This is a genomic window from bacterium (genome assembly GCA_021372535.1).
GTDB lineage: Bacteria > Latescibacterota > Latescibacteria > Latescibacterales > Latescibacteraceae > JAFGMP01.
In genome coordinates this window covers 21,052-44,609 of the sequence record JAJFUH010000047.1, presented here as the reverse complement: position 1 = coordinate 44,609, position 23,558 = coordinate 21,052, and the positions used below count along the sequence as shown (strand labels likewise).

Annotated in this window: 22 protein-coding genes; 9 read left to right on the top strand and 13 right to left on the bottom strand. The window is 50.2% G+C overall.

What is annotated here, in order from left to right; genetic code table 11:
- The first annotated feature begins 112 nt into the window (after nucleotides 1-112).
- From LLG96_04965 to LLG96_04955, 3 genes are all read left to right on the top strand, one after another.
- Nucleotides 113-856, top strand: coding sequence for a T9SS type A sorting domain-containing protein (locus tag LLG96_04965; protein MCE5249555.1), 744 nt, complete (start codon nucleotides 113-115; stop codon nucleotides 854-856).
- Between the two features lie 110 nt (nucleotides 857-966).
- Nucleotides 967-1,476 (top strand): shikimate kinase, encoded by a 510-nt coding sequence (locus LLG96_04960; protein ID MCE5249554.1) that lies wholly within the window; start codon nucleotides 967-969, stop codon nucleotides 1,474-1,476.
- A gap of 80 nt (nucleotides 1,477-1,556) precedes the next feature.
- Nucleotides 1,557-1,937: an MliC family protein gene (locus tag LLG96_04955; protein ID MCE5249553.1), complete on the top strand. Its 381-nt coding sequence runs from the start codon at nucleotides 1,557-1,559 to the stop codon at nucleotides 1,935-1,937.
- A gap of 533 nt (nucleotides 1,938-2,470) precedes the next feature.
- On the opposite strand, the gene LLG96_04950 is transcribed toward LLG96_04955, so the two are convergent.
- From LLG96_04950 to LLG96_04940, 3 genes are all read right to left on the bottom strand, one after another.
- On the bottom strand, nucleotides 2,471-3,907 hold the full coding sequence (locus LLG96_04950; protein ID MCE5249552.1) for a DUF362 domain-containing protein: 1,437 nt from the start codon (nucleotides 3,905-3,907) through the stop codon (nucleotides 2,471-2,473).
- A 212-nt stretch (nucleotides 3,908-4,119) separates the two neighbouring features.
- Nucleotides 4,120-5,556 (bottom strand): DUF362 domain-containing protein, encoded by a 1,437-nt coding sequence (locus LLG96_04945; GenBank protein MCE5249551.1) that lies wholly within the window; start codon nucleotides 5,554-5,556, stop codon nucleotides 4,120-4,122.
- A 201-nt stretch (nucleotides 5,557-5,757) separates the two neighbouring features.
- Nucleotides 5,758-6,198 carry a hypothetical protein gene (locus LLG96_04940; protein MCE5249550.1) on the bottom strand — a complete coding sequence of 147 codons (441 nt, stop codon included), beginning with the start codon at nucleotides 6,196-6,198 and terminating at the stop codon, nucleotides 5,758-5,760.
- Between the two features lie 335 nt (nucleotides 6,199-6,533).
- Between LLG96_04940 and LLG96_04935 the strand changes: the two genes are divergently transcribed.
- The 6 genes from LLG96_04935 to pruA all read left to right on the top strand — a co-directional run bounded on the left by LLG96_04935 (nucleotide 6,534) and on the right by pruA (nucleotide 12,458).
- Nucleotides 6,534-6,842: a PqqD family protein gene (locus tag LLG96_04935; GenBank protein ID MCE5249549.1), complete on the top strand. Its 309-nt coding sequence runs from the start codon at nucleotides 6,534-6,536 to the stop codon at nucleotides 6,840-6,842.
- Complete coding sequence (locus LLG96_04930) at nucleotides 6,830-7,699, top strand: hypothetical protein (GenBank protein ID MCE5249548.1); 870 nt, start codon at nucleotides 6,830-6,832, stop codon at nucleotides 7,697-7,699. Before LLG96_04935 ends, LLG96_04930 begins: the two co-directional genes overlap by 13 nt.
- Nucleotides 7,681-7,863, top strand: coding sequence for a hypothetical protein (locus LLG96_04925; protein ID MCE5249547.1), 183 nt, complete (start codon nucleotides 7,681-7,683; stop codon nucleotides 7,861-7,863). Before LLG96_04930 ends, LLG96_04925 begins: the two co-directional genes overlap by 19 nt.
- Before the next feature lie 63 nt (nucleotides 7,864-7,926).
- The gene (locus LLG96_04920; protein ID MCE5249546.1) at nucleotides 7,927-9,045 is read left to right on the top strand and encodes a glycosyltransferase; all 1,119 of its coding nucleotides are present in this window, start codon (nucleotides 7,927-7,929) and stop codon (nucleotides 9,043-9,045) included.
- On the top strand, nucleotides 9,038-10,219 hold the full coding sequence (locus LLG96_04915) for a nucleotidyltransferase family protein (GenBank protein MCE5249545.1): 1,182 nt from the start codon (nucleotides 9,038-9,040) through the stop codon (nucleotides 10,217-10,219). Before LLG96_04920 ends, LLG96_04915 begins: the two co-directional genes overlap by 8 nt.
- 607 nt (nucleotides 10,220-10,826) lie before the next feature.
- Nucleotides 10,827-12,458, top strand: coding sequence for an L-glutamate gamma-semialdehyde dehydrogenase (pruA, locus tag LLG96_04910; GenBank protein ID MCE5249544.1), 1,632 nt, complete (start codon nucleotides 10,827-10,829; stop codon nucleotides 12,456-12,458).
- A gap of 174 nt (nucleotides 12,459-12,632) precedes the next feature.
- On the opposite strand, the gene LLG96_04905 is transcribed toward pruA, so the two are convergent.
- The 10 genes from LLG96_04905 to LLG96_04860 form a co-directional block, all read right to left on the bottom strand.
- Entirely contained in the window at nucleotides 12,633-12,812 is a 180-nt protein-coding gene (locus LLG96_04905) for a hypothetical protein (GenBank protein MCE5249543.1), read from the bottom strand.
- 184 nt (nucleotides 12,813-12,996) lie between these two features.
- Entirely contained in the window at nucleotides 12,997-15,672 is a 2,676-nt protein-coding gene (locus LLG96_04900) for a glycoside hydrolase family 3 C-terminal domain-containing protein (GenBank protein MCE5249542.1), read from the bottom strand.
- 65 nt (nucleotides 15,673-15,737) lie between these two features.
- Entirely contained in the window at nucleotides 15,738-16,850 is a 1,113-nt protein-coding gene (locus LLG96_04895; GenBank protein ID MCE5249541.1) for a DUF5009 domain-containing protein, read from the bottom strand.
- Nucleotides 16,851-16,949: 99 nt separating this feature from the next.
- Nucleotides 16,950-18,008: a DHHA1 domain-containing protein gene (locus LLG96_04890; GenBank protein ID MCE5249540.1), complete on the bottom strand. Its 1,059-nt coding sequence runs from the start codon at nucleotides 18,006-18,008 to the stop codon at nucleotides 16,950-16,952.
- Nucleotides 18,009-18,064: 56 nt separating this feature from the next.
- Nucleotides 18,065-18,277, bottom strand: coding sequence for a DUF6485 family protein (locus LLG96_04885; GenBank protein MCE5249539.1), 213 nt, complete (start codon nucleotides 18,275-18,277; stop codon nucleotides 18,065-18,067).
- A gap of 552 nt (nucleotides 18,278-18,829) precedes the next feature.
- Nucleotides 18,830-19,033 carry a hypothetical protein gene (locus tag LLG96_04880; GenBank protein ID MCE5249538.1) on the bottom strand — a complete coding sequence of 68 codons (204 nt, stop codon included), beginning with the start codon at nucleotides 19,031-19,033 and terminating at the stop codon, nucleotides 18,830-18,832.
- A gap of 212 nt (nucleotides 19,034-19,245) precedes the next feature.
- Nucleotides 19,246-20,007: an ATP-binding cassette domain-containing protein gene (locus LLG96_04875; GenBank protein ID MCE5249537.1), complete on the bottom strand. Its 762-nt coding sequence runs from the start codon at nucleotides 20,005-20,007 to the stop codon at nucleotides 19,246-19,248.
- Between the two features lie 142 nt (nucleotides 20,008-20,149).
- A complete protein-coding gene (locus tag LLG96_04870; protein MCE5249536.1) occupies nucleotides 20,150-21,241 on the bottom strand; it encodes an ABC transporter permease in 1,092 nt (363 codons plus the stop codon).
- Nucleotides 21,242-21,249: 8 nt separating this feature from the next.
- Nucleotides 21,250-22,779 carry a hypothetical protein gene (locus LLG96_04865; protein MCE5249535.1) on the bottom strand — a complete coding sequence of 510 codons (1,530 nt, stop codon included), beginning with the start codon at nucleotides 22,777-22,779 and terminating at the stop codon, nucleotides 21,250-21,252.
- 1 nt (nucleotide 22,780) lies between these two features.
- Nucleotides 22,781-23,548: a PqiC family protein gene (locus tag LLG96_04860; protein ID MCE5249534.1), complete on the bottom strand. Its 768-nt coding sequence runs from the start codon at nucleotides 23,546-23,548 to the stop codon at nucleotides 22,781-22,783.
- Nucleotides 23,549-23,558 lie beyond the last annotated feature (10 nt).

The window sequence follows — 23,558 nt, the reverse complement described above, 5'->3', positions numbered from 1 at the left end:
TGATGATAATGAGTGGGAAAGGCAAGTTCATATATTTGGAACAATAGATGTATCATGGACCAAGAAAAAAAAAGTTTACGGAGCCTATGATCTTGCTGTTGATAATAATGATGTGGTTTGGTATATAGCGTCTGAAGGCGCATGGCGTCTCACCGATGAAGAACCGTTTCTCTCGTCAAGGCTGGTCGATGTATATTCCGTGGATGTCGGCCCGGATAACGTCAAATGGTTCGGCGGCAACGGCGTTGTATGGAGCTATGACGATAAAACGCGGACATTTTATGACCTTGCGTCTCAGGAAGCCGGCCTCAACATCCATAAAACTGTTTTCGGGAAACATGGCGAGAAATGGTTCCTGTCCGATTATTACCTGCTCTGTTATAACGGAGCCAACTGGTTTCAATACGATCTCGACAGTCATGTAAAGCTTCCCGATGATTATACGGGAGAACCGCTGAAATCTGTGGACTGCGCTGTCGATCTTGACGGTGTGGTGTGGATATGCATGACAGGAGGTTATATCCTGAGTTTCGATCCTTATGGAGCGACGGATGTCGAAACAAACGAATCGAAACCGGAACCTCTCCCCCTCATCCGCTCCTTCCCCAACCCCTTCAACCCCTCGACCACTATCGAGTTTACACTGCCGGAAGCCGGACAGTCTGACCTGATCATCTACAATATAGCCGGGCAGAAAGTCCGCGAGCTCGTTTCGGAGAATATGGCTGCCGGTCATCACACCACCGTGTGGGACGGCAGGGACGACAGCGGCAACTCGGTTTCGGCGGGTATCTACTTCGCCCGGCTGACCTGCGGCGGGATGACGACAACGGGGAAAATGGTGATGGTTAAATGAAACAGTGATATACGATAAACACATCAGGATTATCTCTTTCAAATCGGAGCATAAACGTTATATATTCAGAGTGTAATATAACTCATCATATCTCTCTAAAAAGAAAACTCATGAAAACTACTTCAGACAATATCATCCTCACCGGCATGCCCGGGTCGGGAAAGTCTACAGTCGGCGTAATACTCGCCAAAACGCTGTGCCGCACGTTTGTGGACACCGACCTCCTCATTCAGACCGGCGAGGGTATGTCTCTCCAGGAAATCATCGACAGGCGCGGTATGGAAGAATTCCTCGCGATCGAGGAGCGATACATCACCGGCCTGACAACGCGGGATACCGTCATCGCCCCCGGCGGGAGCGTCGTGCTGAGCAGCAGGGCGATAACATATCTCAGGGAATCGGGGATTGTCGTTTTTCTCGACACACCGATAGGGCTTATCATGGCACGGATCGATGTGTTTTCTCGGGGAATCGTGAAAACCCCCGGCAGGAGCATCGGGGACGTATGGCGGGAACGCGAGCCGCTCTACCGAAAGTATGCGGATATCGTGATGGACTGCGGGACGAAGAGCCAGCTTGAAATCGCTGACAACCTCACCGCCATGCTGCAGAACGCGTGATACCGGTAACTCCGTTTATGTTTAATATGGGAAATCCGGAACATAAACAGCAGTACGGCAAACAAAAAAGGGAACACACTATGTTCGGACGAAAAACGGCAATAACAGCCGTAAGCATACTTACCATAACCCTGTGCAGTTGCGCCACAAGCCTGCGTCAGAAAACATTGACAGTGGACATCGGAAAGCCTGTACAATACATAAGCGAGCAGGGGGATCGCTTTGTGGCGAGATATGGTTCCCTGTCCGATGGCAGCCTCCATTTTGTCAAATTAAAGATGCCCGATGGTCGGGAATACACGTTACCGCAAGTTGTCTCCGCCTCGGGCGTACGGTATACCGATGAGAGAGAACTCGTGTGGTGGACTCATCAGGGAACGGTCCGTGTCGATGTCAGGGACACGGAGGGGAACTGGACAACGAAATACCAGGAATTACGGGAAGCCCCCGAGAAAAAATGACATGATAAATAAAATGGCGCGGGCGACAACATAGAGCGATGCCTGACCTGCAACTTTAAATTTATCCGTGTATTTTCATATAATCAGTTTCAACCTTCATTCGCCCGTTATCAGTGACATCGCCTCTTCATACTATTATAAAAGTTTCATTGAAACTTAAGAATTTTCCGAATATACATGATGAATCTGTACTTAAACTGTTTATCCGCGTTCATACGTGTATATCCGTGGTAGATACAATTATCCGGTTATCCAGTTAAATCAGCTGAGGTAATTGATCCCCCTCGGCTTCGCCGTTTCTCCCTTATAAAAAGAAAGGGGGATAAAAAGTACCCCAAAGCCGCTCCCTCCTTAAAAAAAGGGGGGATGCCGCAGACAGAGGGGATCACATACTATCGGAAGTAATTATCAATTATAATTTTAAAAAGTTTTCTATGCTTATCAAACTGGATTTCCAGATACATATATGGTATCAAAAAAAATCCCCGCCATAGCTCCGACGGGGATTTTCTGTGGTATATTGTCCTGAACGTTTACCAGAAGAGCCGTTTACCGGTCTCGGCCCAGGTATGCATGTTGACACCGAGCGGCGTGCGTTTTATCTCGGCAAGGTCCCTGATGGGAGTCACTTCGTTTTCATGTATCCAGTAGAGGTCGATCTTGGACGGGTCGCATTCGCCGAGCCCGCGCTCTCTTGCTACCCTCGTATAGGGAAGCTGCGCAGGATCATGACCCATGATGTAAGAGCCGATGGAGTCAACCTCGACTTTTGACAGACCGATAACGAGTACATCGCAGATTTCATCCCTGCCGGTATTGAATCCGCTGCCGTCCCTGCCGATGACACCCTCGATTATATTGATATCGGGGATAATCGCCGAGGCGGAATCGAGCGCACGCTGCGTCCACTGCTCATCCCACATGAGCTGCGACGGCAGGTCTTTCGTAAATTCCTTGAAATCATCGGGATTGTCCTTGACCTTTTTAAAGGCCTCCCATCCGCCCTTTTTTTCATAGACGGGATAGGCATTCTCGATATCCCAGTGTTTGAATCCCTCGGCACGGTGTTTGAGGAATGCGGACTCCACATTCTGATAATAATCCTTTACGAAATCACGGTCGAAATTGACCATATAAGATCGTTTGCACAAAAATTCGAGTGATGCCCAGCTATTGCAGTAATGGCCGTAACCGGTGGGTACAACTCCCTGGAGATTTTTAATGGAAAGCGTCGTCAGACCCAGATTATGGCATTTGAGCTTCGGCATGTTGATGAAGAAATTGTCTTTGTCGCCGATGGGACGGTATGTCGGGATATTTTTCCAGACCATGGGCTTTCCGGGGACTTTGTGCCAGTTGAGATCGGTCTTTTCATAATCGGAAAACCGACGGTAATTCGCTTCTATCAGGTTTATATTATGCCTGTCGAATACATCGTAGATACCGTTTTTCCGGTGATTCTGAACCGAAGTTCCCCGAGCGGAGGTGATCACATTCGTATTGCCGAGCTCACGGAGTCCCTCGATAAAACCGGCAATGAAATCGCACGATGTGTTGATGCCGCAGACCGGGCTCAAAACATCGTCAGGCACTGTGGTGAAGTTCGGCCTCACTATGGTCGAACCACCTTTTTTCGAGCCTTTTACAAAAATCCGGGGTACGACATTTTTCCCCGTTTCTTCGAGCTGGGGACGTGCTTCGGTAAAAAAGCCCCGTTCGTCGCGCGGGGAATCGACATGCGTTTCAATCAGGAATACCGCTCGTGGATTATTACGAATCTCAGGCCTGATTTCAGGCATGATATTTTTTTCCTTACCCTGTTCCAGAATGGAGAGACCTTCCGCGACATCAATTCCGCCGCCTGTTCCGAAAGCTTCCGCGGGCATCGGCATGGCATACCCGAACAGCCCGGCACCGGCCAGAGCAGTGGAACCGACTGCGGTCTTCTGTATAAATTCTCTTCGCTGCATCGTTCCTCCTCATAATTCTTTTTTTGCTTTTTTAATAATTACAATTCAGCTTTTAAATATAACAATTATTCAGTGGAAATCAAAGTTGTTTCAAGGCAAAAGTCTCGGGAAACAATTTATATACTTGATTTTTATAAGAATATAATGTAACCATTACGACACTCTCTTTACACTCATTCCCCGGAGCGTCGATAGTATTTTCGTAAACCATATTACCAGAAAAGACGTTTGCCCGTTTCTGCCCAGGTATGGATGTTGACGCCGAGGGGGGTTCGCCTGATTTCCGTGAGTGATTTAAGGGGAACGATTTCATTATTTCTGATCCAATAGATCGCAATCTTTTCCGGATTGTTCTCACCGAGTCCCCGCTCGTTCGCAATCCTCGTATAATGGAGTTCGCATGGATTCTGACCCATGACGTACGAGCCCACGGCATCGACCTCAAGAGGAGACAGGCCCACAACCACGATATTCGCAAGCTCGTCCTTCCCGACATTGAAGCCGCTGCCGTCCCTCCCGATAACGCCTTCGATGATATTTATCCCGGGTTTTATGGCAAGCGCCGAATCCACAGCCCGCTGACACCACTGTTCATCCCACATGAGGTTCGCCGGGATGCCGTTCATGAATTCCTTTACCTTTTCCACATCGTTCCTGATTTTACCGAATGTTTCCCATCCGCCTTTTTTCTCGTATACCGGATATGCGTTTTCATAATCCCAGTATTTGAAACCGGCGGCACGGTGCTTGAGGAAGGCTGCCTCTACGTTCTGGTAATAGTTCTCGACAAAGTCACGCTTGAAATCGATGTTATACGAATCTTTGCAGAGATATTCGAGCGCCGCCCACTGGTTACAGTAATGCCCGTACCCGGCAGGAACGCTGCCCTGAAGATTTTTTATTGCCAGCGTCGTCAACCCAAGATTATGACATTTGAGCTTCGGCATGTTGATGAAGAGATTGTCGGAATCGCCGATGGGACGGAATGTTGGTATATTTTTCCATACGACGGGCTTCCCGGATACTTTATTCCAGTTAAGCTCGTTTTTATCGTAATGAGAAAACCGCTTGTAGCTTGCCTCGATCAGCTTGATATCATGTTTGTCGAAAACATCATACGTTCCGGCTTTTCTGTGATTCACCGTTCCACCGCCACGCTCGCCCACCATAACGTTCGTATTCCCGAGATCGCGGAGCCCCTCGACAAAACCGGCGATGAAGTCTGGCGAGGTGTTGACTCCGCATACGGGGCTGAGAACGCTGTCGGGCATATCGGTGAAATTCGGCTTTATCAGGGTCGAGCCTCCCTTACGGGAACCCTTCGTGAACACCTGCTCGGCGACATTTTTACCGGCATTCTGAAGCTGGGGCTGTGCTTCGAGGAAAAACCCGCGGTTATCCCGGATTGCATCCACCTGCGTTTCGATAAGGAACACGGCATGGGGATTATCGAGAATCTCCGGCCTGATTTCGGGGATAGTATTACCGCTCTTTCCTTCTTCGATGTAATATAAACCCTCCGCAATACTGATACCTTCACCGGTTCCGGCCGCTTCGGCGCCATTCGGCAGGGCATATCCAAACAACCCGGCTCCGGCATATGCGGCAACACCCGTCTCGATTGTCTTCAAAAACCGTCGTCGTTTCATGATTCATGCTCCTCAGCGGATTTATACTGGGATAAAGAAGTCTTACTATATTACTCTTAATCCGTTCTATTTACACATATCAGATGATGGTGAAGAGATACGTTAAACCGCCTGCCTGACATTAATTTATACTATTGAAAACATGAAAAGTTCACCGTATAAAAGAAATTATTCAACCAAAAAACCTCAATACCCGGACAATCACTGTTTCTGCTTTTCCTGTATACGCCGCCAGATCATCCTGTTACCTTTTACCCTCCTGTCACGAGATATGATAAGAAGGGTGTCCGGTGAAACGAGACTGATCTCGACCTCGACAGGCTTTTTATTCCCCGGTATTTCAAAAATGCCTGAAAATCCACCTTGATACATCGGCCGGATGTTCGAAATGAGGACTTTCCCCACTTCGACATCGCTGCCCCCGTAACCTGCCGCCAGTTTTATGGATGCCTCGGCGCCCTGGGCCGGTGACATCCGTATGCTCATGACAATTCCCCGCTCGGTACGCCATGTCCCGATAATTGATTCATACCGTCCGGCTATCCGTTTTTCGGAACAGGAAACACCGATAATCATCACAACGAACAGGAAAACAAGCCTCAGTGACAACGCATACCGCCACAAAACATACATATGGTTCATTACCACATCCTTTACAACAGTGCTTATTAAAAAAAGTTACCAAATTACAGACAAATGTAATTAAAAAAAAGTCGGGGATTTCTGACAGTGTATATATAACCATGATTCATGCATCACGAAACACATTTCTGGCACAAAACCATTTTTATGAACACCCTATGAAGAGATTCTTGTACGTTGAGTATCCCATGAAAATACTCAATAAACACCGTTTAAATAAAAACAGGAGGAAGCATGGAAAATAGCGCTTGATTTATGACATAAAAAACAATATATTATAAACAATTTCATTGGTATACGTACGGGCTTCTGCGGTTACCGTCCGGAAGGCCGAAGTGCACCTCAGAATATATAATTCGTTCGATGGATTCCCCATGGGACAGGCATATCGACAGGTCGAAGATATCGAGGTCAACACGGTTAAGGATGGCTTCGTTCTCTATGACCCGAAGAGCAACACCGTTCATTTTCTCAATCACTCCGCGATGATTGTCTGGGAATTATGTACCGGCACCAGCAGTGAGGCAGAAATCATTTCCCTCTTTCAGGAATTATATACTCTTGACAATTCACCTGCCGACATGGTTAAAAACATCCTCGAGGACATGACCCAAAAGGGATTGATCGTTCAATGTCAGTCATGACATTTCAGATACTCGACTGCTCGATCAGCGTTGATTCGCAGAGCCCGGAGATTCAGGACAGGCTCAATGACATCGCTGTTGAAAAAGACCATGGCCCGGTCCGGCACACATTTGTATTTACCGTCAACAGCGAGGGTGACGGATACCGTATCCTCTTCAACGACCTGAGAAGTCCGCTTTTCTCCTCCGCTGTGCAGACGGTGCTCAATCTTCATGAATGGTTCTATTCGCTTGTGTTGTTTCATCACCGTGACGAGCTGTGTATTCACGCGGGATGTTTCTCGTTCGACGGCAGTCTCGGAATACTATCCGGGGAAAAGAACGCGGGGAAGACATCGATTCTCTGCTCCCTTGCGATGCAGGGCGCCGATGTGTTTGGAGATGAATACATCCTCGTAAAAAACGGCTCGTTTCGTCCTGTTCCCCGAAAGTTCCACCTCAAGGAAAAAACGCTCGATATCGTTCCCGGTCTGAAATCCGCCTGCGCCGAGCTCACTCCCTATCCGAGTCACTACGGCGGAATGTTCTATTTTTATGATCCCGCCATATCCTGGGAACAACGAACGCCGGTCAGGAATGGTTCGGAGCGGATTTTTTTCATCAATCCGCATCATGGCGGCAAACCGGCAATCAGCGCCTGTTCCCAGACTGAAATGGTGGAAAATCTGCTCACTCAGATTCTCAACCCGGGCATAAAATCCGCCGATATAATTAAGGAACTCTGTATATTTGTATCACAACGGTCGTGTTATACCATATATTCTGGCAATATGGAAATTATAACGGAATTACTCACAAAAACGCCTGAACCAGATCAGGCGGATAGAGGAGGTTTGCCATGTCGGATGATTCTTTGAAGAAAATCGATGCAGGCAAGCGCGCATTCCTGAAAAAGGTAGCTGCTGCAACTGTTTTTACGGTTCCGGTGGTTCAGTCGTTTTCGATGAAAGGCCTGTCCACACCGGACGCAGAGGCGGCATCGGATAAAAAAGTAGCGGCACCCCCCGTGAGCCCGATTTGATGGCGCGGAAAACCCGGCCTGAAAAGACAACGCTTCAGATTATATGCAGGATAAAGAGAACCGATGCCACTCCTTTCTGCCTGTTTGATAGTTCGGGATGAAGAGGCTTCTTTAGAACGGTGCCTCGATTCTCTCACGGGGCTGGCGGAAGATATTGTCGTCGGAATTACCTGCCCCGATAACCGCACCGCTTCCCTTGCACATGACCGCGGAGCCCGGATTATTGAGGTTCCGTGGGAACATGATTTCTCGAAGGCACGAAATGCTGTGCTTCCACAGGCGTCGGGGCGATGGATTTTCAGCATAGATGCCGATGAATGGGTGATCTGTGAAAATATAACCTCAGTCCGGTCGCTCCTCGCAGGCAAGAACGGTGCCGGCTGGCAGGTATATCACCGTCCCCTCACGGACTGGACGCCGTATCGGACTCTCCGTATCTTTCCGAATAATCCCGCCCTCAGATTCGAGGGCATCATCCACGAGTCGGTTTTCCCCTCGCTTCGACGATTACTGCACAACGATGCTCCCGAATTCGGGATACTCCCCCTGACTGTTCTCCATGATGGATACGAAGGCGATCAGACGTCGAAACATACGAGATATCTGCCGCTTCTTGCCAGGGAACTGGAACGCGATCCCGGCAATGCGAACAATCATCGTCATTACGCCCTCTGTCTGCGTACAGCCGGAGATACCCGGGGAGCGGACATCGAGCTTGAAACGGCGCTTTCCATCGTCCGGGGAAAGAGCCATCCTTCCGCGGCAGATATTGTGGCGTTCACGGATGCAATCGAGCTCGCCCGTGAAAGGAACACACCTGTGCGTCCTCTCATCGATGAAGCCGCGTCGCTTTTCACTGAAAATCCTTTCGTCATCTGGTACCAAGGGCTGGAATTCATGCGCGAGGGCAGACACGCTGAAGCCGTGCCCTGCTTCGAGCGGCTTATCTCGTGGGGGGAGACGGGCACCTACGATAAAACCATGTCCTACCCTGAAAAGTTGTTCGGCGATTACGCCCGTGAAGCCCTTGGCGAAAGCGTCTTTCTTCTCGGCGATTACCGCAGGGGGAAAGACTGCTATAAAACACTCCTCGACATGAATCCCGAAAAAATCGAATACCGTGTGAAATACGATTTGTGCACAGCGAAACTGCGAAAAACGGAGAAAACCGGCGATGGTTGACAGTGAGCCCGTATTCCGCTATCTGTTGAATATCCTCGATGACCGTGCGGAATATTCGACGCTTTCCGAGCGGGTGCAGCACAGCAGTGAACAGCTCCTGTCCCTGGCGAGAAAGCTCAAAATCGCGCCATGGATGGCCCGCATGGCAATAGAACAATGGGGCTCTTCATTCCCGAAGGAAGTACTGGATATCCTGAGCGCCGAATTCGAACGGAACAAACAGCGGTCGGCGGCGCTTCTTCTGCAAGTGCGGAACATCGCCGAACTCATGGACAAACATAATATACCCGTCATCTTCCTGAAAGGCGCGGCGGTGCTTATCAGGGGTTTCTTTCCGTTCGGATACCGGTTCATGGCCGATATCGACCTGCTCGTGCATGCCGGCGATGCAGCGGAATGTGACACTGTGCTCCGGTCTGCAGGATACGGTGAAATCAGGGAGAGTATCAGGCAGGTACACCATGCACCGCTTCTCAAACATCCCGACGGGGCAGCCGCTGTCGAAATTCACACGGAGCCGTATCCGATGCTCCCCGGAACATGGACATGGTCGCAGTCAATGTGGGAAAACGCATGGAGCGTAAATCTATGGGGAGTCCCCGCTCTCGTTCCTTCCGATACCGATCACGCATGGATTCTCATGCGCTCCGATCCCTTGAACAGGCCGTATCTCCCAAGGCTGAACTCGCTTATCGAACTGGCTTACCTCATCGACTCAGGGGGAATTCTGTCATACGAAATCATTCATGACCGGGCGATCTATGATATGATGCCGGGTATATTCACTGGTATGCAGTATGCCTGTTCCCGTTACTTCGGTATCATATGCGATCGGGTGCCGGATGTACAGGAGCTCGAGAAATGGGAATCGTGGTGCGTACATGTTCTCAGGCAATGGAACAGAAAATCATGGTTATCTGATGCCCGTGACCGTTTCACCGCGTACCGGTTTTATTCTTCGCGCGGCATACGGTCGAGGATCCGTTTTCTGATATGGATGCTGCGCAGCATCGGGTATATCGACCGTTTTCAACCCGGAGAAGACAATGAACCTTCACTTCCCAAAAAAGTGTTCAGATGGATGAAAGTTCTTGCGGGATTAGTATTTATAGGTACTGAATACCTCACTTTCATGCTCCGTAAAAGTCCTTTATCCACTGCAAAAACACGATAGAAATTATTAATCGTTTACATCTATCCCTGATTTATCTGAGATTTCGCTGAAAATACTCATGAAATATTTCACCACGGAGACACGGAGGGCACGGAGAAAAGCTCTCTGTTTATCTGAAAATACTTTTCACCCTTCTTATCGACCATCTATGGTCATGAGTATTATTCACGAAAATATTTTACCACAAAGTCACTAAGACACAAATAGATATAACAGACTGTATATACTATCATTAGTAATTACCAGCCGTTCACATCAGAAATATCAAATCCGTGTATATCCATCCAGTCTGCGTAAATCCGCGTTCCATTGAATCGTGTGAATAGAATGTGTTAATTGTCATCCTGAAGCCCGGTGAAAAAATGTATTGCATAATGGCATACACGCTTTTTATCTTTTGGAATATTCCTGTTATCGCACATTCTAACTATCCGTGTATAAGTCAGTTATATTCGCTGATAAAATTTCTGTTCCGCGCTATGGAATTTAAAAGGGGGAATTTTCATGTAACCAGCTCGATCACCTTATTAACTATATCTGTATTGTGATGCCGCACAAGAAGATCCTCACTGATTTACGGCATTTCATCTTTATAAGGGAGGAGCACATGTTTAACGGAATCTTCCATATCCGCAAGCCTGAGAACGAACCGGTACTAAGCTATGCGCCGGGCACAAAAGAACGTAAAGAGCTCAAGACAAAGCTTAATGAAATGCTTGACAATCCGATGGAAATCCCCTGCATCATCGGCGGCCGTGAGGTAACGACAGGTGACATGGTTGACATGAAGGCGCCGCATGATCTCAAGCAGGTACTAGGCCGTTACCATCGCGCAGGCACCAGGGAAGCCGAGATGGCCATTACTGCCGCGAACGAGGCGAAGATTACCTGGGGCGAGATGGAGTGGTCGTCACGGGCGACAGTGCTCCTGAAAGCGGCGGAACTCCTCTCCGGGAAATACCGCATGACCCTCAACGCGGCAACCATGCTTTCCATGAGCAAGACCTGCCATCAGGCCGAGATCGACTCTGCATGCGAGCTGATCGATTTCTGGCGGTTCAATCCGTATTTCATGACCGAGATTTACGACGACCAGCCGATTTCCACAAAAGATGTCCTCAACTACATGGAACACCGTCCGCTCGAAGGATTCGTGTTTGCCATTACCCCGTTCAATTTTACATCGATTGCGGGGAATCTCCCTACGGCACCGGCGCTCATGGGCAATGCGGTCGTCTGGAAACCATCGTCGGCGGCGGTGCTGCCGTCATACTACATCATGCAGGTGCTTAAAGAGGCCGGGATGCCGGACGGCGTTATCAACATGATTCCCGGACCGGGACCGGTCATAGCTCCTCCCATTCTCAATCACCTCGATCTCGGCGGAGTGCATTTCACCGGGTCAACCTATGTGTTTTCAACAATCTGGCATACTATCGGCTCGGACATACGCAAATACAACTCATATCCCCGGATTGTGGGAGAGACAGGAGGCAAAGACTTCATTTTTGCCCACAGTTCCGCCGATCTGGACGCTCTCGTCACTGGGATCGTCCGCGGCTCATTCGAGTACCAGGGCCAGAAATGCTCCGCATCGAGCCGTGCTTACATCCCGTCCGATATCTGGCCGAAAGTAAAGAAGCGGATGCTCGATGAGATCGCCACGATAAAGGTCGGCGATGTCTGCGATTTCAGTAACTACATGAACGCCGTCATCGACCGTAATGCTTTCAAGACGATCACTGAATACATCGAGTTTGCAAAAAATGATCCTACAATGAAAATACTCTGCGGCGGGACATATGACGATTCGGAGGGGTATTTTATCCAGCCGACGGTCGTCGAAAGCAAAGATCCCCATTCGAAGCTCATGTGCGAGGAGATTTTCGGCCCCGTGGTCACAATTTACGTTTACCCCGAAAAACAGTACGAAGAAACGCTCCAGCTCTGTAATACGACAAGTCCTTACGGGCTTACCGGTGGTATCTTCGCCCAGGACCGCTTCGCCATTGTGAAAGCGGTGAAAGCTCTCCGTAATGCCGCCGGGAATTTCTACATCAACGACAAGCCGACCGGAGCGGTGGTTGGCCAGCAGCCGTTCGGCGGGTCGCGCGCATCGGGAACGAACGACAAAGCCGGAAGCTGGCTGAATCTCGAGCGCTGGATATCGCCGCGGGCTATCAAAGAAACCTTCCTTCCCCCGGTCAATTACCGATATCCCTTCATGGCTGAAAAGTGAAAAAGAAAGGCAGAAGGCACAAGGGGAAGATACTTATAAGAAAGTATATAGAGGAAGCCAAACCAGGAAAAAACTGGAATCTTGATGGGCGGGGATAGACGCATAGTTTCACGGTAAAGTCAGAGATGAAACGTCGGGCGGCGTTTCATCTCATCTTTCAGGCGGGACGAATCATTATCCCATCCAGAAACCTTTCCGATGTGATACGCCAAGTACTTTCCGGCATCGGGGACAAAAGTAAATATAGCGGCGCCCGAACACGCTTCCGAGCGAGCGGCACCATACCATATCAACCAGTTCGCTGCAGTGCGGGCAGATGGGTGTCACATCCTCTTTTTCGATACATTCTATCATGATCGACCTTTCATTGAGGGAATAAAATTTTCATACCATCCTGCAGAACAGGAAATACGTACAATTATTTGACGTACAATGTAGTTTCCTGTCTGACGACAGAGAAAGAGGGCGCATGAAAAGGATACCTTTTCACCACCCTCTTTTACTACAAGCCAGCACCATGGATTATTCAACAAGATTTTTACTCTATCTCCGTCACCTTCCCTGTAACCGTGAAGCGCCCGGTGACGACTCCGGTAGTCGGGGCATCCGCAGACCCGGAAAAACCGGGCTGTTTGCCGCCGGCCGCAACCTCGAACGTTCCCGGCTCGATGACCCGCCTGTCCGCTGTGTCGATGAGCGAAAACTGACGGGGGTTCAGGGTGAATTTCACGACCTGTTTTTCGCCGGGTTTGAGGGAAATCCGCTGAAATCCGCAGAGCGATCTCACGGGGACCGGCGCGGAGGCTTCGAGATCGGTGAGGTAGAGCTGAACGACTTCCTCGCCTGCCATCGCGCCCGTATTCGTAACGGTCACCGAAACGGCGACATCCTGCCCGGGAGCAGCCGTCTTGGGCAGGGTGAGACCGCTATACAAGAAGGATGTATAACTGAGCCCATGACCGAAGGGATAGAGCGGATCGCCCGTGAAATAACGGTAGGTTCTGCCTTTCATGGCATATTCCCCGAACGGCGGCAGCTGATCGACCGACCGGTAGAACGTGACCGGGAGCCTCCCCGCGGGGTTGCAGTCGCCGAAGAGCACATCGGCGATAGCCGTTCCAGCCGCCTGGCCCGGATACCATGCCTCGATGATGGCGGGTACGAGGTCGTTCGCCTGGTTTACGGCAACGGCGCTGCCGTTGAGCAGCACGAGCACGGTCGGCTTACCGAGAGCGCTGATGGTTCTGATGAGGTCTTCCTGGATGTCAGGAAGGTTGATATCGAGACGGTCGCCGCCTTTGAATCCCTTGACCTGAACCTTCATCTCCTCTCCTTCGAGACGGGGCGAAAGACCCATTACCATGATGACCGCATCCGACTGCCGCGCAGCATCGACAGCCTCCTTTTTATAATCCCGTGCGGGCACGCTCCAGATCAGTTTCATGTGGGCATCGCCCTGCTTTTCGTAAAACTCGACCCTGAGCCGGTATGACTTCCCGGCTTCGAGGTTGACGTTTTCGTACACGGTCACCGGGTGGTAGGGGCTTTCGAATGTCACAAGCTGCCTGTCGTCGAGAAAGATACGAAAACCGGAAAATCCGTTTCCGCCGAGAGCATAGGTTCCCGTGACAGGTGCTACGAGTTCGCCCGTCCAGCGCACACCGAAATCATCGTCGTTGAAGTCTTTGAGCGGTGCGCCGTCCCACCAGGTAAAATCGATCTGCGGGTCGGTACGTGTGAGAGCCGGTTTCCCTTTCAGCTCGCGGTTATTGAAGTATTCAGCCCGCAAACCATTACGCCTTTTCCCGTCTTCGGTGGTGAAAAGCGCCGTGGAGGGGACGACTTCGAACCGGTAGAGATTTTCTGCCCATTCGCAGCCCGGGGCATAGACGACTTTCGTGTTTTTCGAGACTTTTTCGCGGATTCCGCGAAGCGGAGTAACCGGATCGACCGGTGTGCCGTTGTAATTGCCGAGGAGAACCTCGACATCGTCCGCATTCGGCCCGATAACGGCGATTGTGGGAATATCTTTTTTGAGAGGGAGCGCGTTCCGGTCATTTTTGAGGAGCACAATCGATTTCCGCGCCGCTTCGAGTGCCAGCTCCCGGTGTTTGGTGCAGTCAACGACGGAATAGGGAATAGCGGCATACGGAACCATCTCCGGCGGGTCGAACATGCCGAGTTTCAGCCGGGCGGTGAACAGCCGCCTGACCGCCGTATCGATTTCCTGCTCGGTGACAAGTCCCTGTTTGACCGCCTCGACGAGATTTTCATAGACCGTGCCGCAGTTCAGATCGCAACCGGCCCTGACCGCCATAGCCGCGGCCTCGGCAGGCGTCCGCGCGACCTTGTGATTTTGAAAGATATCATAGATAGCTCCGCAGTCCGATACGACATAACCGTCGAATCCCCATGAATCCCTCAGTATGTTCTTGAGCAGACGTTCGCTCGCGCAGCAGGGAACGCCCATGAACCTGTTGTATGCGCCCATGACGGAGTATGCTTTGCCGTCCAGGATACTCATCCTGAAATGGGGAAGATAGGTTTCCTGGAGATCGCGCTCCTCGATGCGGGCATCGAAGGTGTGACGGTCGGGTTCGGGACCGCTGTGCACCGCATAGTGTTTCGAGGTGGCGACGACTTTCAGGTATTTCGGATTATCGCCCTGGAGTCCCCTGATGAACTGAACAGCCATGCTTCCGGTCAGAAAGGGGTCCTCGCCGTAGGTTTCCATGCCGCGCCCCCATCGGGGGTCACGGAAGATGTTGATATTGGGAGACCAGAATGTCAGCCCCTCGTACATGCCCCGTTTGCCTTTGCGGAGGAATTCGTGGTGTTTGGCGCGGGCTTCATCCGATGTCGCGGTGGCTACCCAGTACATGAGATCGGTATCCCACGTGGCGGCAAGGCCGATAGCCTGCGGGAAAACCGTCGCCCTCCCGGCGCGCGCAACTCCGTGAAGACACTCGTTCCACCAGTCATATGCGGGAATTCCCAGACGGTCTATCGCCGGGGCATTGTTCATCATCTGGGAAACCTTCTCCTCGATGGTCATTCGCGCAACGATATCCCCCGCCCTTTTCTCAAGCGAAAGCGACGGGTCATTGAAAGGAATAAGCGGCGGATTCCCGTCAGCCCGTATCTGTCCAAGACAGAACGGCAGGGAGAGTATGGCAAACACCGAGCAGAGCGCAATGGAACTGAAGTTGATCATACTCTCGAACTCCTTATTTTCAATGGGATTACACTATATAGTACTCTACCATATTTTCACTTCCGTCATACTTTCAGGAATATCTTCTGACGGAAGAGGAAATAGAGGAACAGCCATTTGACAAAAAGCACGCATACTGTCATGAAGACAGGCTGGAAATCGCCCATCGAACCGGTAAAAGCGTGCACGAAGATATTCGCCACCGACTCGAAATCGAAAAACCGCTGCGCCATATAGATAGTAATCGGATTCAGGCCGATGATAACGAGCGGGAACGCCCATTTTCCATATCCACGGATATCGATCACCCAGTAAAACAGTCCGAGAAGCAGAAGGCTCCAGCCGCCCGCGAACAGGACATACGAGCTTGTCCAGATGAGCTTGTTGACAGGAAAGAAAGCGTTCCAGACCGAACCGGCAGCCAGACAGAGCGCTCCGGCGCCGAAAATGTAACTGACTTTCTGAGAAGCAGGCGCCGATGACCTGAGCCAGTGCCCGGTCAGGACGCCGAGGAGGGTGGTCGCGATTGCGGGAATGGTGCTCAGGATACCTTCATTGTCGCCGTACTGGAAGCAGCAGAATCTGCCCGGGAGAAGATGCTGATCGATGAACGAAGCAAGATTCCCTTCCGGAGTGAGTACACCGGCGCCGTACCCGGGCACCGGTACAAGCATCATGACAGCCCAGTAAAAAACGAGGATACCGGCGGCCCATATGGCCTGGCCTCTGACACGGGTATTCATGACGATGAGGGCGGCGAAGAAATAACAGAGGGCAATCCGCTGGAGTACCCCGGCATACCGCATGGCTCCGAATCTGAAATCAAGGAAACCGTTAAAGACCAGCCCGAAAGCCAGAAGAACGAGGGTCCGGACGATGATGTGACGGTAGAGCAGGTTCCGCGACTCGCCGCGGTCGAGCCGTTTTGTCAGGGAGAAGGGCATAACTACACCAACGATAAACAGAAACAGCGGAAATATGAGGTCCTCGAACGTAAACCCGTTCCATGCAGAATGCTCGAACTGATCTCCGATTTTTACGAAAAAAGGATTGTCGGACAGCGTAAACAGCTTTCTGAATAGAAAATCCGCTCCCATAATCCAGAACATGTCGAAACCGCGCAGGGCGTCGATCGATGCAATCCGCTCTGAAGGCGCTGCTCCTGTTTTCAAGTCCATTGATGATTCTCCGATCGATTGGATAAATTATATGAATGAATTGACCGTTATATCTGCGATTTTTCTTTCCGATCCGATCCGTGACCCCGTTTTCCGGTTTCATAGCCCGATGAGCAGACTGCCGCCCGGTACTTTTGCGGACGATGGAATACGGAGAATATTCCTTATGAACCGCTTAATGATACTATCCATCAGACTGTCCACATCCGTCGAACTGTCAATCGGGATATGTCCCCCGGCGAGAAGATCATGACCGCCCACGTTGAACGGAGAGCGTGGTACAATCCGCCGTATCGCGTGTCCGCACTGCGCTTTGGGATTCGATGACCTCAGTGAAAGATAGAGCTTGTCATCGGTATAGCCGAGCGCAAGCGACCATGTTATACGCTCGGTAGAGAGTATGAAATCAGCCATCTGGGCGACGATTTCACCGCTTTTTACCTCTCCGACACGTACCCAGGCTATGTGACGGTAATATTCGGCGTTCCCGAGACTGTTGTATATCGTGCGGAAAAAATCACGTGGTTTTGTCGTGTTGCGGATGCGTGATATGAGACGGTGGTTCACTTTCGGGAAGATATCGGCATATACGGAAATGTCTTTTTTCGACGCCCCGCGGTTAAAATCCTGTGTATCGCTGATGATGGCATATGAAAGAGCCGAAGCGAGCCGCGGCGGAAACGGAATATCGAATCCCAGGAGCAGCTCGCCGAGAATCGTTGCTGTGGCTCCGGCATGCGAATCATGAATGTAAAAAGCGTTCTCGCCTTTTCGGGGTATTGAATTGGGTTTGCCATGATGGTCAATGGCAATATAGAGGTCTCCGGGAGCAAGCGGATGGAGCGTCACATTTCCTCCGCCGGGAAGACAATCGATAAAAGCCCAGGCGCTGTGCTCCGGTGACTTGATAACGAGGGATTTAAGCGGTGTAATCGAGATTTTACCCTCCTTGAGGAGCGTTATGTTCTCCCGTCTGTGCGGAAGCCCGTTCGAAACGATTTTTGCCCTGCCGCCGAACGATTTCGCGATGAGTCTGAATGCTTCGGCTGAAGCTATCGCATCAGGGTCAGGTATATCGTGGGTCTGGATGTAGAGGCGACGTTTTTTCAGGAGGCCGAAAAACTCGATGATTTTTTTTTGCGCAAGTATATGTGCCATTAAAGGTATCTTTCACGAACAGGTCTGAGTAACCACTTTAGAAATATATCTTTATTTTACCACCATCTGCCCCGGTCCTTATAGGTTTTCACAAAAGTTTCAATCGAGCGGTCATACGTTTTCTCAACATCACGGGGAAAATAACAGGCGGGAAGCTCACCCATTCGCCGATGATAAACGACGCACTCACAGCATATTCCAAACCGTGAGCAGGATGAATATGTGCAGGGGCATGTTTTCTTGTTGGATTCCATGGAACAGGATTTCATGCTTACCTCTTATGAACAGGATTGAAGGGATATAAAATCCAATATCGTCAATAAACGGCACCGGAAAAAGCCTTTTCCGGTTTTTATTCGGGACATTAATATAATAATGACTGGTGAGGTCAAGTCAAGTTATTCAAACACAATTCGGGAGATATTTCAGTATTAATCTGAATAATTCACAAAATTCTTTAAACAGTGCTCCTTCCAACCGTGACTGAGCACAGCACGAAGAGTGTGATACCGCGTTATGGTCATACAGGTAAATATCATGAATCATAGATGCTGAAACAGGTTCAGCATGACGGCTTATTGTTTACACGTCACCCTGAACTCGTTTCAGGGTCTAAGCCATACTAAAACAGGCGTCTGAATTTTTATATAAATGATTGAAACTTGGTATAAGAAATTATTGGAGGGATAACTGTCGGATCAGTATACACAAGCTTCGAATAACATAAAAGGGAGCAAACCGTAAAAAAACAACCGTCCCTCAAAACATTCAAGAGAGAACGGTTGTTTTTAAATATCAGGAGAACCGGGAAAAAATTGGGGTTATTCATTCCGGTCGGAAACCAGAATGCCGATTGACAGCCCGGCGACAAGACCGATCAACACGCCGATCGATATCCCCGCGCCGATGTTATCGGTTGTCATTCCCACGCCCCAGCCTAAAAGACCGCCGATGGTCAGACCGGCGATAATAGAAAACGTTAGAAGCATTTCCGCAGACCAGTGGTGTTCCGCAAGGGTTCTCATGCTATCACCTTCTTTCATATACGGTTACATGAATCAGAAAACTGTACACGATGAGTAAAAACCCTGTAGAGCAGAAACCTGAACTGGCTGATCCTGCCTGTCATAATAATAGTAAAAAATCGCCATTTAATCAAGGGATATATTTATAAATTAATAAACTGTTATTTATTATAAACATGAAAGAGTGCCGGGCTCAAATGTACGGGTAACTATCAGTTATCGGTCAGGAGGAAAAATTCCTGTATCGTAGGAATACCGGAATTCAGGGCATCTTCAAGGGTACCGGTGAAGAGCACTCTCCCCTTGTCGAGGTAGGTGATACGGTGGGCTATGCGTTTGATGCTTTCAAGCTCGTGGGTAACAACCACGATGCTCATACGGAGGGTTTCATTGAGCGTTATGAGCAGACGGTCGAGGCCGAGGGCAGTGACGGGATCGAGACCCGCCGAGGGCTCATCGCAGAAGATAATGCTGGGGTCCATCACGATCGCCCGTGCCACAGCCGCACGTTTCTGCATTCCGCCCGACAGTTCCTTGGGATAACGGTAGTACACGTTCTTCAGCCCGACCTGTTCGAGTTTGAGCTCCGCTATTTCATGTCTCAGTCCAGGTGACATGGATGTGTGCATTTCGAGCGGGAGAGCGACATTTTCTCCCACGGTAAGCGAGTTGAGCAGAGCGCCGTGCTGGTACATGACTCCCACATCGTGGAGCACCGTTTCGATGTTCTCTTCCTCGAGCTCTGTCATTTCCTTGCCAAGGAGCTGTATGCTGCCCATGCCCGGTTTGTAGAGCCTGATAATGTTTTTCAGGAGTGTGGACTTGCCGCAGCCGGAGGTACCGAGAATGACCATGATTTCACCGGCTCTGACCGAAAACGTAACACCATCGAGAACATGCTGCGGTCCGTACCATGAGTGAAGATTCTCGATTTCGAGAATATTTTCATCGGTGGTGGTCGATGTGCCGTTCATGTGATAAGCCTTTTCTCACATAATAGCGTTTTAAAATCCCTAAAACATCGAGTGTAATCCATCTGCCCGGATGGTCTTTCCACTCGATTCTGCCCGGAAACCACCCTTCGGAAGCCGCCCGTGGTTTTCGCTGCCTTCTTTCTCAGTGCGGGAAGTAAAATATTATCCCCCAGATGGAATCCATGACGATAATAGCGAATATGGATGTCACCACCGAGGCGGTCGTAGCCCGTCCCACACCGTCTGCGCCTCCTGTGAACGTAAGCCCGCGGTAGGTTCCGACGATTGTAATGATAATCGCGAACGACAGGGATTTGATGAGCCCCGTCACAACATCCCAGAACAGGAGCGACAGGAGAAGCTGGTTAAAGAACGTTGTGGGCGAAAGCTCCATATAGGTGATGGACACAAGAAATCCGCCTGAAAGCCCGATAAAAAGCGCCATGATCGACAGGAGAGGCATGCACAGAACCATTGCCCAGAGCTTCGGAACCACGACAAACCGCAGGGGATTGAGACCGAGTGTTTTTATGGCGTCAAGCTCTTCGGTGAATTTCATCGTGGCGATCTCCGATGCAATTGCCGAGCCGGTGCGCCCGCTCACGATAATTGCGGTCATAAGCGGCGCAAACTCGCGCGAAAGCCCGATGGCAAGGAGATTGACCACAAAGATCGATACACCGAACTGCCGGAGCTGTGCCGCGCTCTGAAGAGTCAGAATGACGCCGATAAGGAACAGGATTGTTCCGACAATCGGCAGGGCGGTCGAACCCATGTAGTATGCCTGCTCGGTAAACGTTCCTTTCCGGTACTGCTTCCTGTTGAATATACCGATCACCGCCCAGAACAGAATATCGACGATGAGAATGGCGATTTCGGTCAGGTTTTCCATCTCCCGTAAAGCGATACCGCCGATATATTCAAGGCTCAAGCGTGGCTTCTCGGGTTTTTGGGGAACGCCCTTTTCGACGGGAACGGCCATTTCGATGAGCCTGATGGAGTTATCGCTGAATCCGCGCAGCTCGGTTTTTGGGGTACTCAGGCATTTTATAAATACGGCTCCCGAGGAATCGAAACCGCTTATCCCCGAGCCGTCAACAACCGAAATCGCTTCCCTGCCGAACCGTAATACGGATCGTTCGGCATCACCTACGGTCATCGCGACAAGGTCGCCGGAAATGGCAAGCACACCATTGTCCATGGTGATAGTCGGTGCGGTAAAGGTGGATTTCATGCATTTCCTCACAGGAACTTGGAGAAACGAAGCAGGAGCTGGTACCGTGTCTGGGTTTTCAGGACGCTCTCGTTTTTCCAGAACTCCGCGGTAAATAAAAGGCTGACATTGCTCGTGAGCGAAAGCCTGAGCCTGTTTTCTCCATCGAACACCCAGCTGTCCGTTTTCCTGCTCGGCATGAGTATGTCGAGTTCGGTATCGAAAAGGATATACCGGCCAAGCCGGATATCGCCGAGAAGCAGGAATTCGGCCCCGGTGACATCGGTTTTCTGAATTGGCGAGAGCACCTTGGTATCACTGTTATAAATGTACGCTTTACGGGCAAGGGTCTGGCGGGCGCCGTAACCGCCCCTCAGATTAAAATTGACAGGCAGTGTCTTGATGAGTATCGAGTTGATGCCGAATCCCTGCTTGAGATAGATGGGACTGAACGGTCCGCCGAGTTTGACTTTATCGGCATCATTTTCAACCCGGACGGTGTCTCCTTTTGCGGATACTTCAGCGAAACTGGTGGGTTTGTCGAAATGAACCGATGTGGCAAAAAACCGTGTTTCTGCTGCGCCCCTGACATATGGGCTCAGAAGATTGGTGAAGCGGTATATGTAAGTCACTTTTAATTCGGCCTTGTCCGTGTATTTGCGGAGTACCTTGTCATTCTGCATGGACAGGCCTTCCTCAAGGTTCGACCAGATGGGTATAATGTGATTGCCGGACTCGTAGCGGGCATCGGTGAGCCACTGAACGGTGGAAGTGAAGCTCCCGCCGCTTTCGGTACCGGATTCGCTTGACGGGATATAATTGAGCAGAGCGTTACCGGCAAGTTCGCTCAGTTTCGTCCATTTCTTTTTATAACCCCCCAACTGTCTTACATCCGAACGATACCCGAAACCGAGGAAATTGAACGTATTCGAATCGACAACAAGAATTGCATATGTCAGCTCTCCCGGCGCCAGCCGTATCGTGCCGAAGTTAATGACATCGTTGATATTTCCCCCGGGTTTGACGATTTTATACCGTCCGGGAGGCAGTATCCATGTCCGCAGTTTTTCGTCGAGACCCTGCTCGATTCCCTGACCGATTCCGTAGGAATCACCGGTACTGAGATCGATAAGTTCATAATATTCACGAACCTTTGTTCTCGATTCGTTGATCACATCGATGACAAGACCGGACCAGTCGACTTTAAGAACGCTTGTCGAACCCTCGACTACCTTGACTGTCTTGGACATCATCTGATCGAGAGTGCCCGAACCATACACGACCTTGTAAACTCCCGGTTCGAGCGGAATCCGGTGTCCTGTCGGCGCCTCTTCCACTCGATGGCCGTCCCGGAGAACACCATATACCGGCTCGTTGTCGGAATTGGTCATCGAGGGACAGAAGACAGCTCCTTTCCCGACAGGAACAATCGTGTCATCCATGTCGATCTGAGTAGCGACCGGCGGGCTTTCCCATGTCGTCTCCTGCGTGAAGCCGTGAGACACACATACAAGCCCCGACACAAGGTAGAGCGCAATTCTCAGGAAAAACCGTATCATGCTATTTCTCTTTTGGACGTTTGTCAGGAATGATTTCAAAGGCTGATTCATCGATTTCGGATTTTGTCGAGTCGGTCTGTGCAGGTTTCTGCGTTATATCGGGAGCTTCTTTTTTTTGAAGAGGCGTTCCCGATCCGTAACTGAGAAAGAGGGAATCGATCTGAGCAACAACAATGTTCATCTCCGACTGAAAAATTGCGGATAGTCCCTGAACAGTGTAAACCATCCCGCGCTGATATACCTGTTTCCTCTCGTCGAATGTATACTCCCATACCTGGGTACCGTCAGCCACGCGGAGCATTTTCATCGACATGGCAAGGTGTGCAAAAAAGATGTCGCCCGCATCATACCGCTCGATCGATTCAACCATCCCCTCGATCCGGTAATCGGGCCGTGACTCGAAGAAGTTGGTACCGACACGGTTGGTCAGACCCGATTCCTCAAGGTGTTTAAAAACGAGGTTCGTGATCATATAGTCCGGCCTCACGGCCCATCGTTCGACTTCATAGTACTGAATCTGGTTGGGAGAATACCGGTAGACGACATTCTGACGGTTGTAGATAGGCTGAATTTCAAAATTCCCTATCTGGAGAGCGTACGGGTACGGGCGCCTTGAGTTCTGGGGAACGTTTTTTGTGAACGGATAATTAATTATATAGTAGTTTTTCGTGGGAAGTTTTTTCACTCCCAGAACACCGCATGCCATGAATAGTGCGATCATCCCGATGGTCATGAGAAGGAAAAAATGATTTATCGTAGGGTTTCTCATCGAGCGCTCC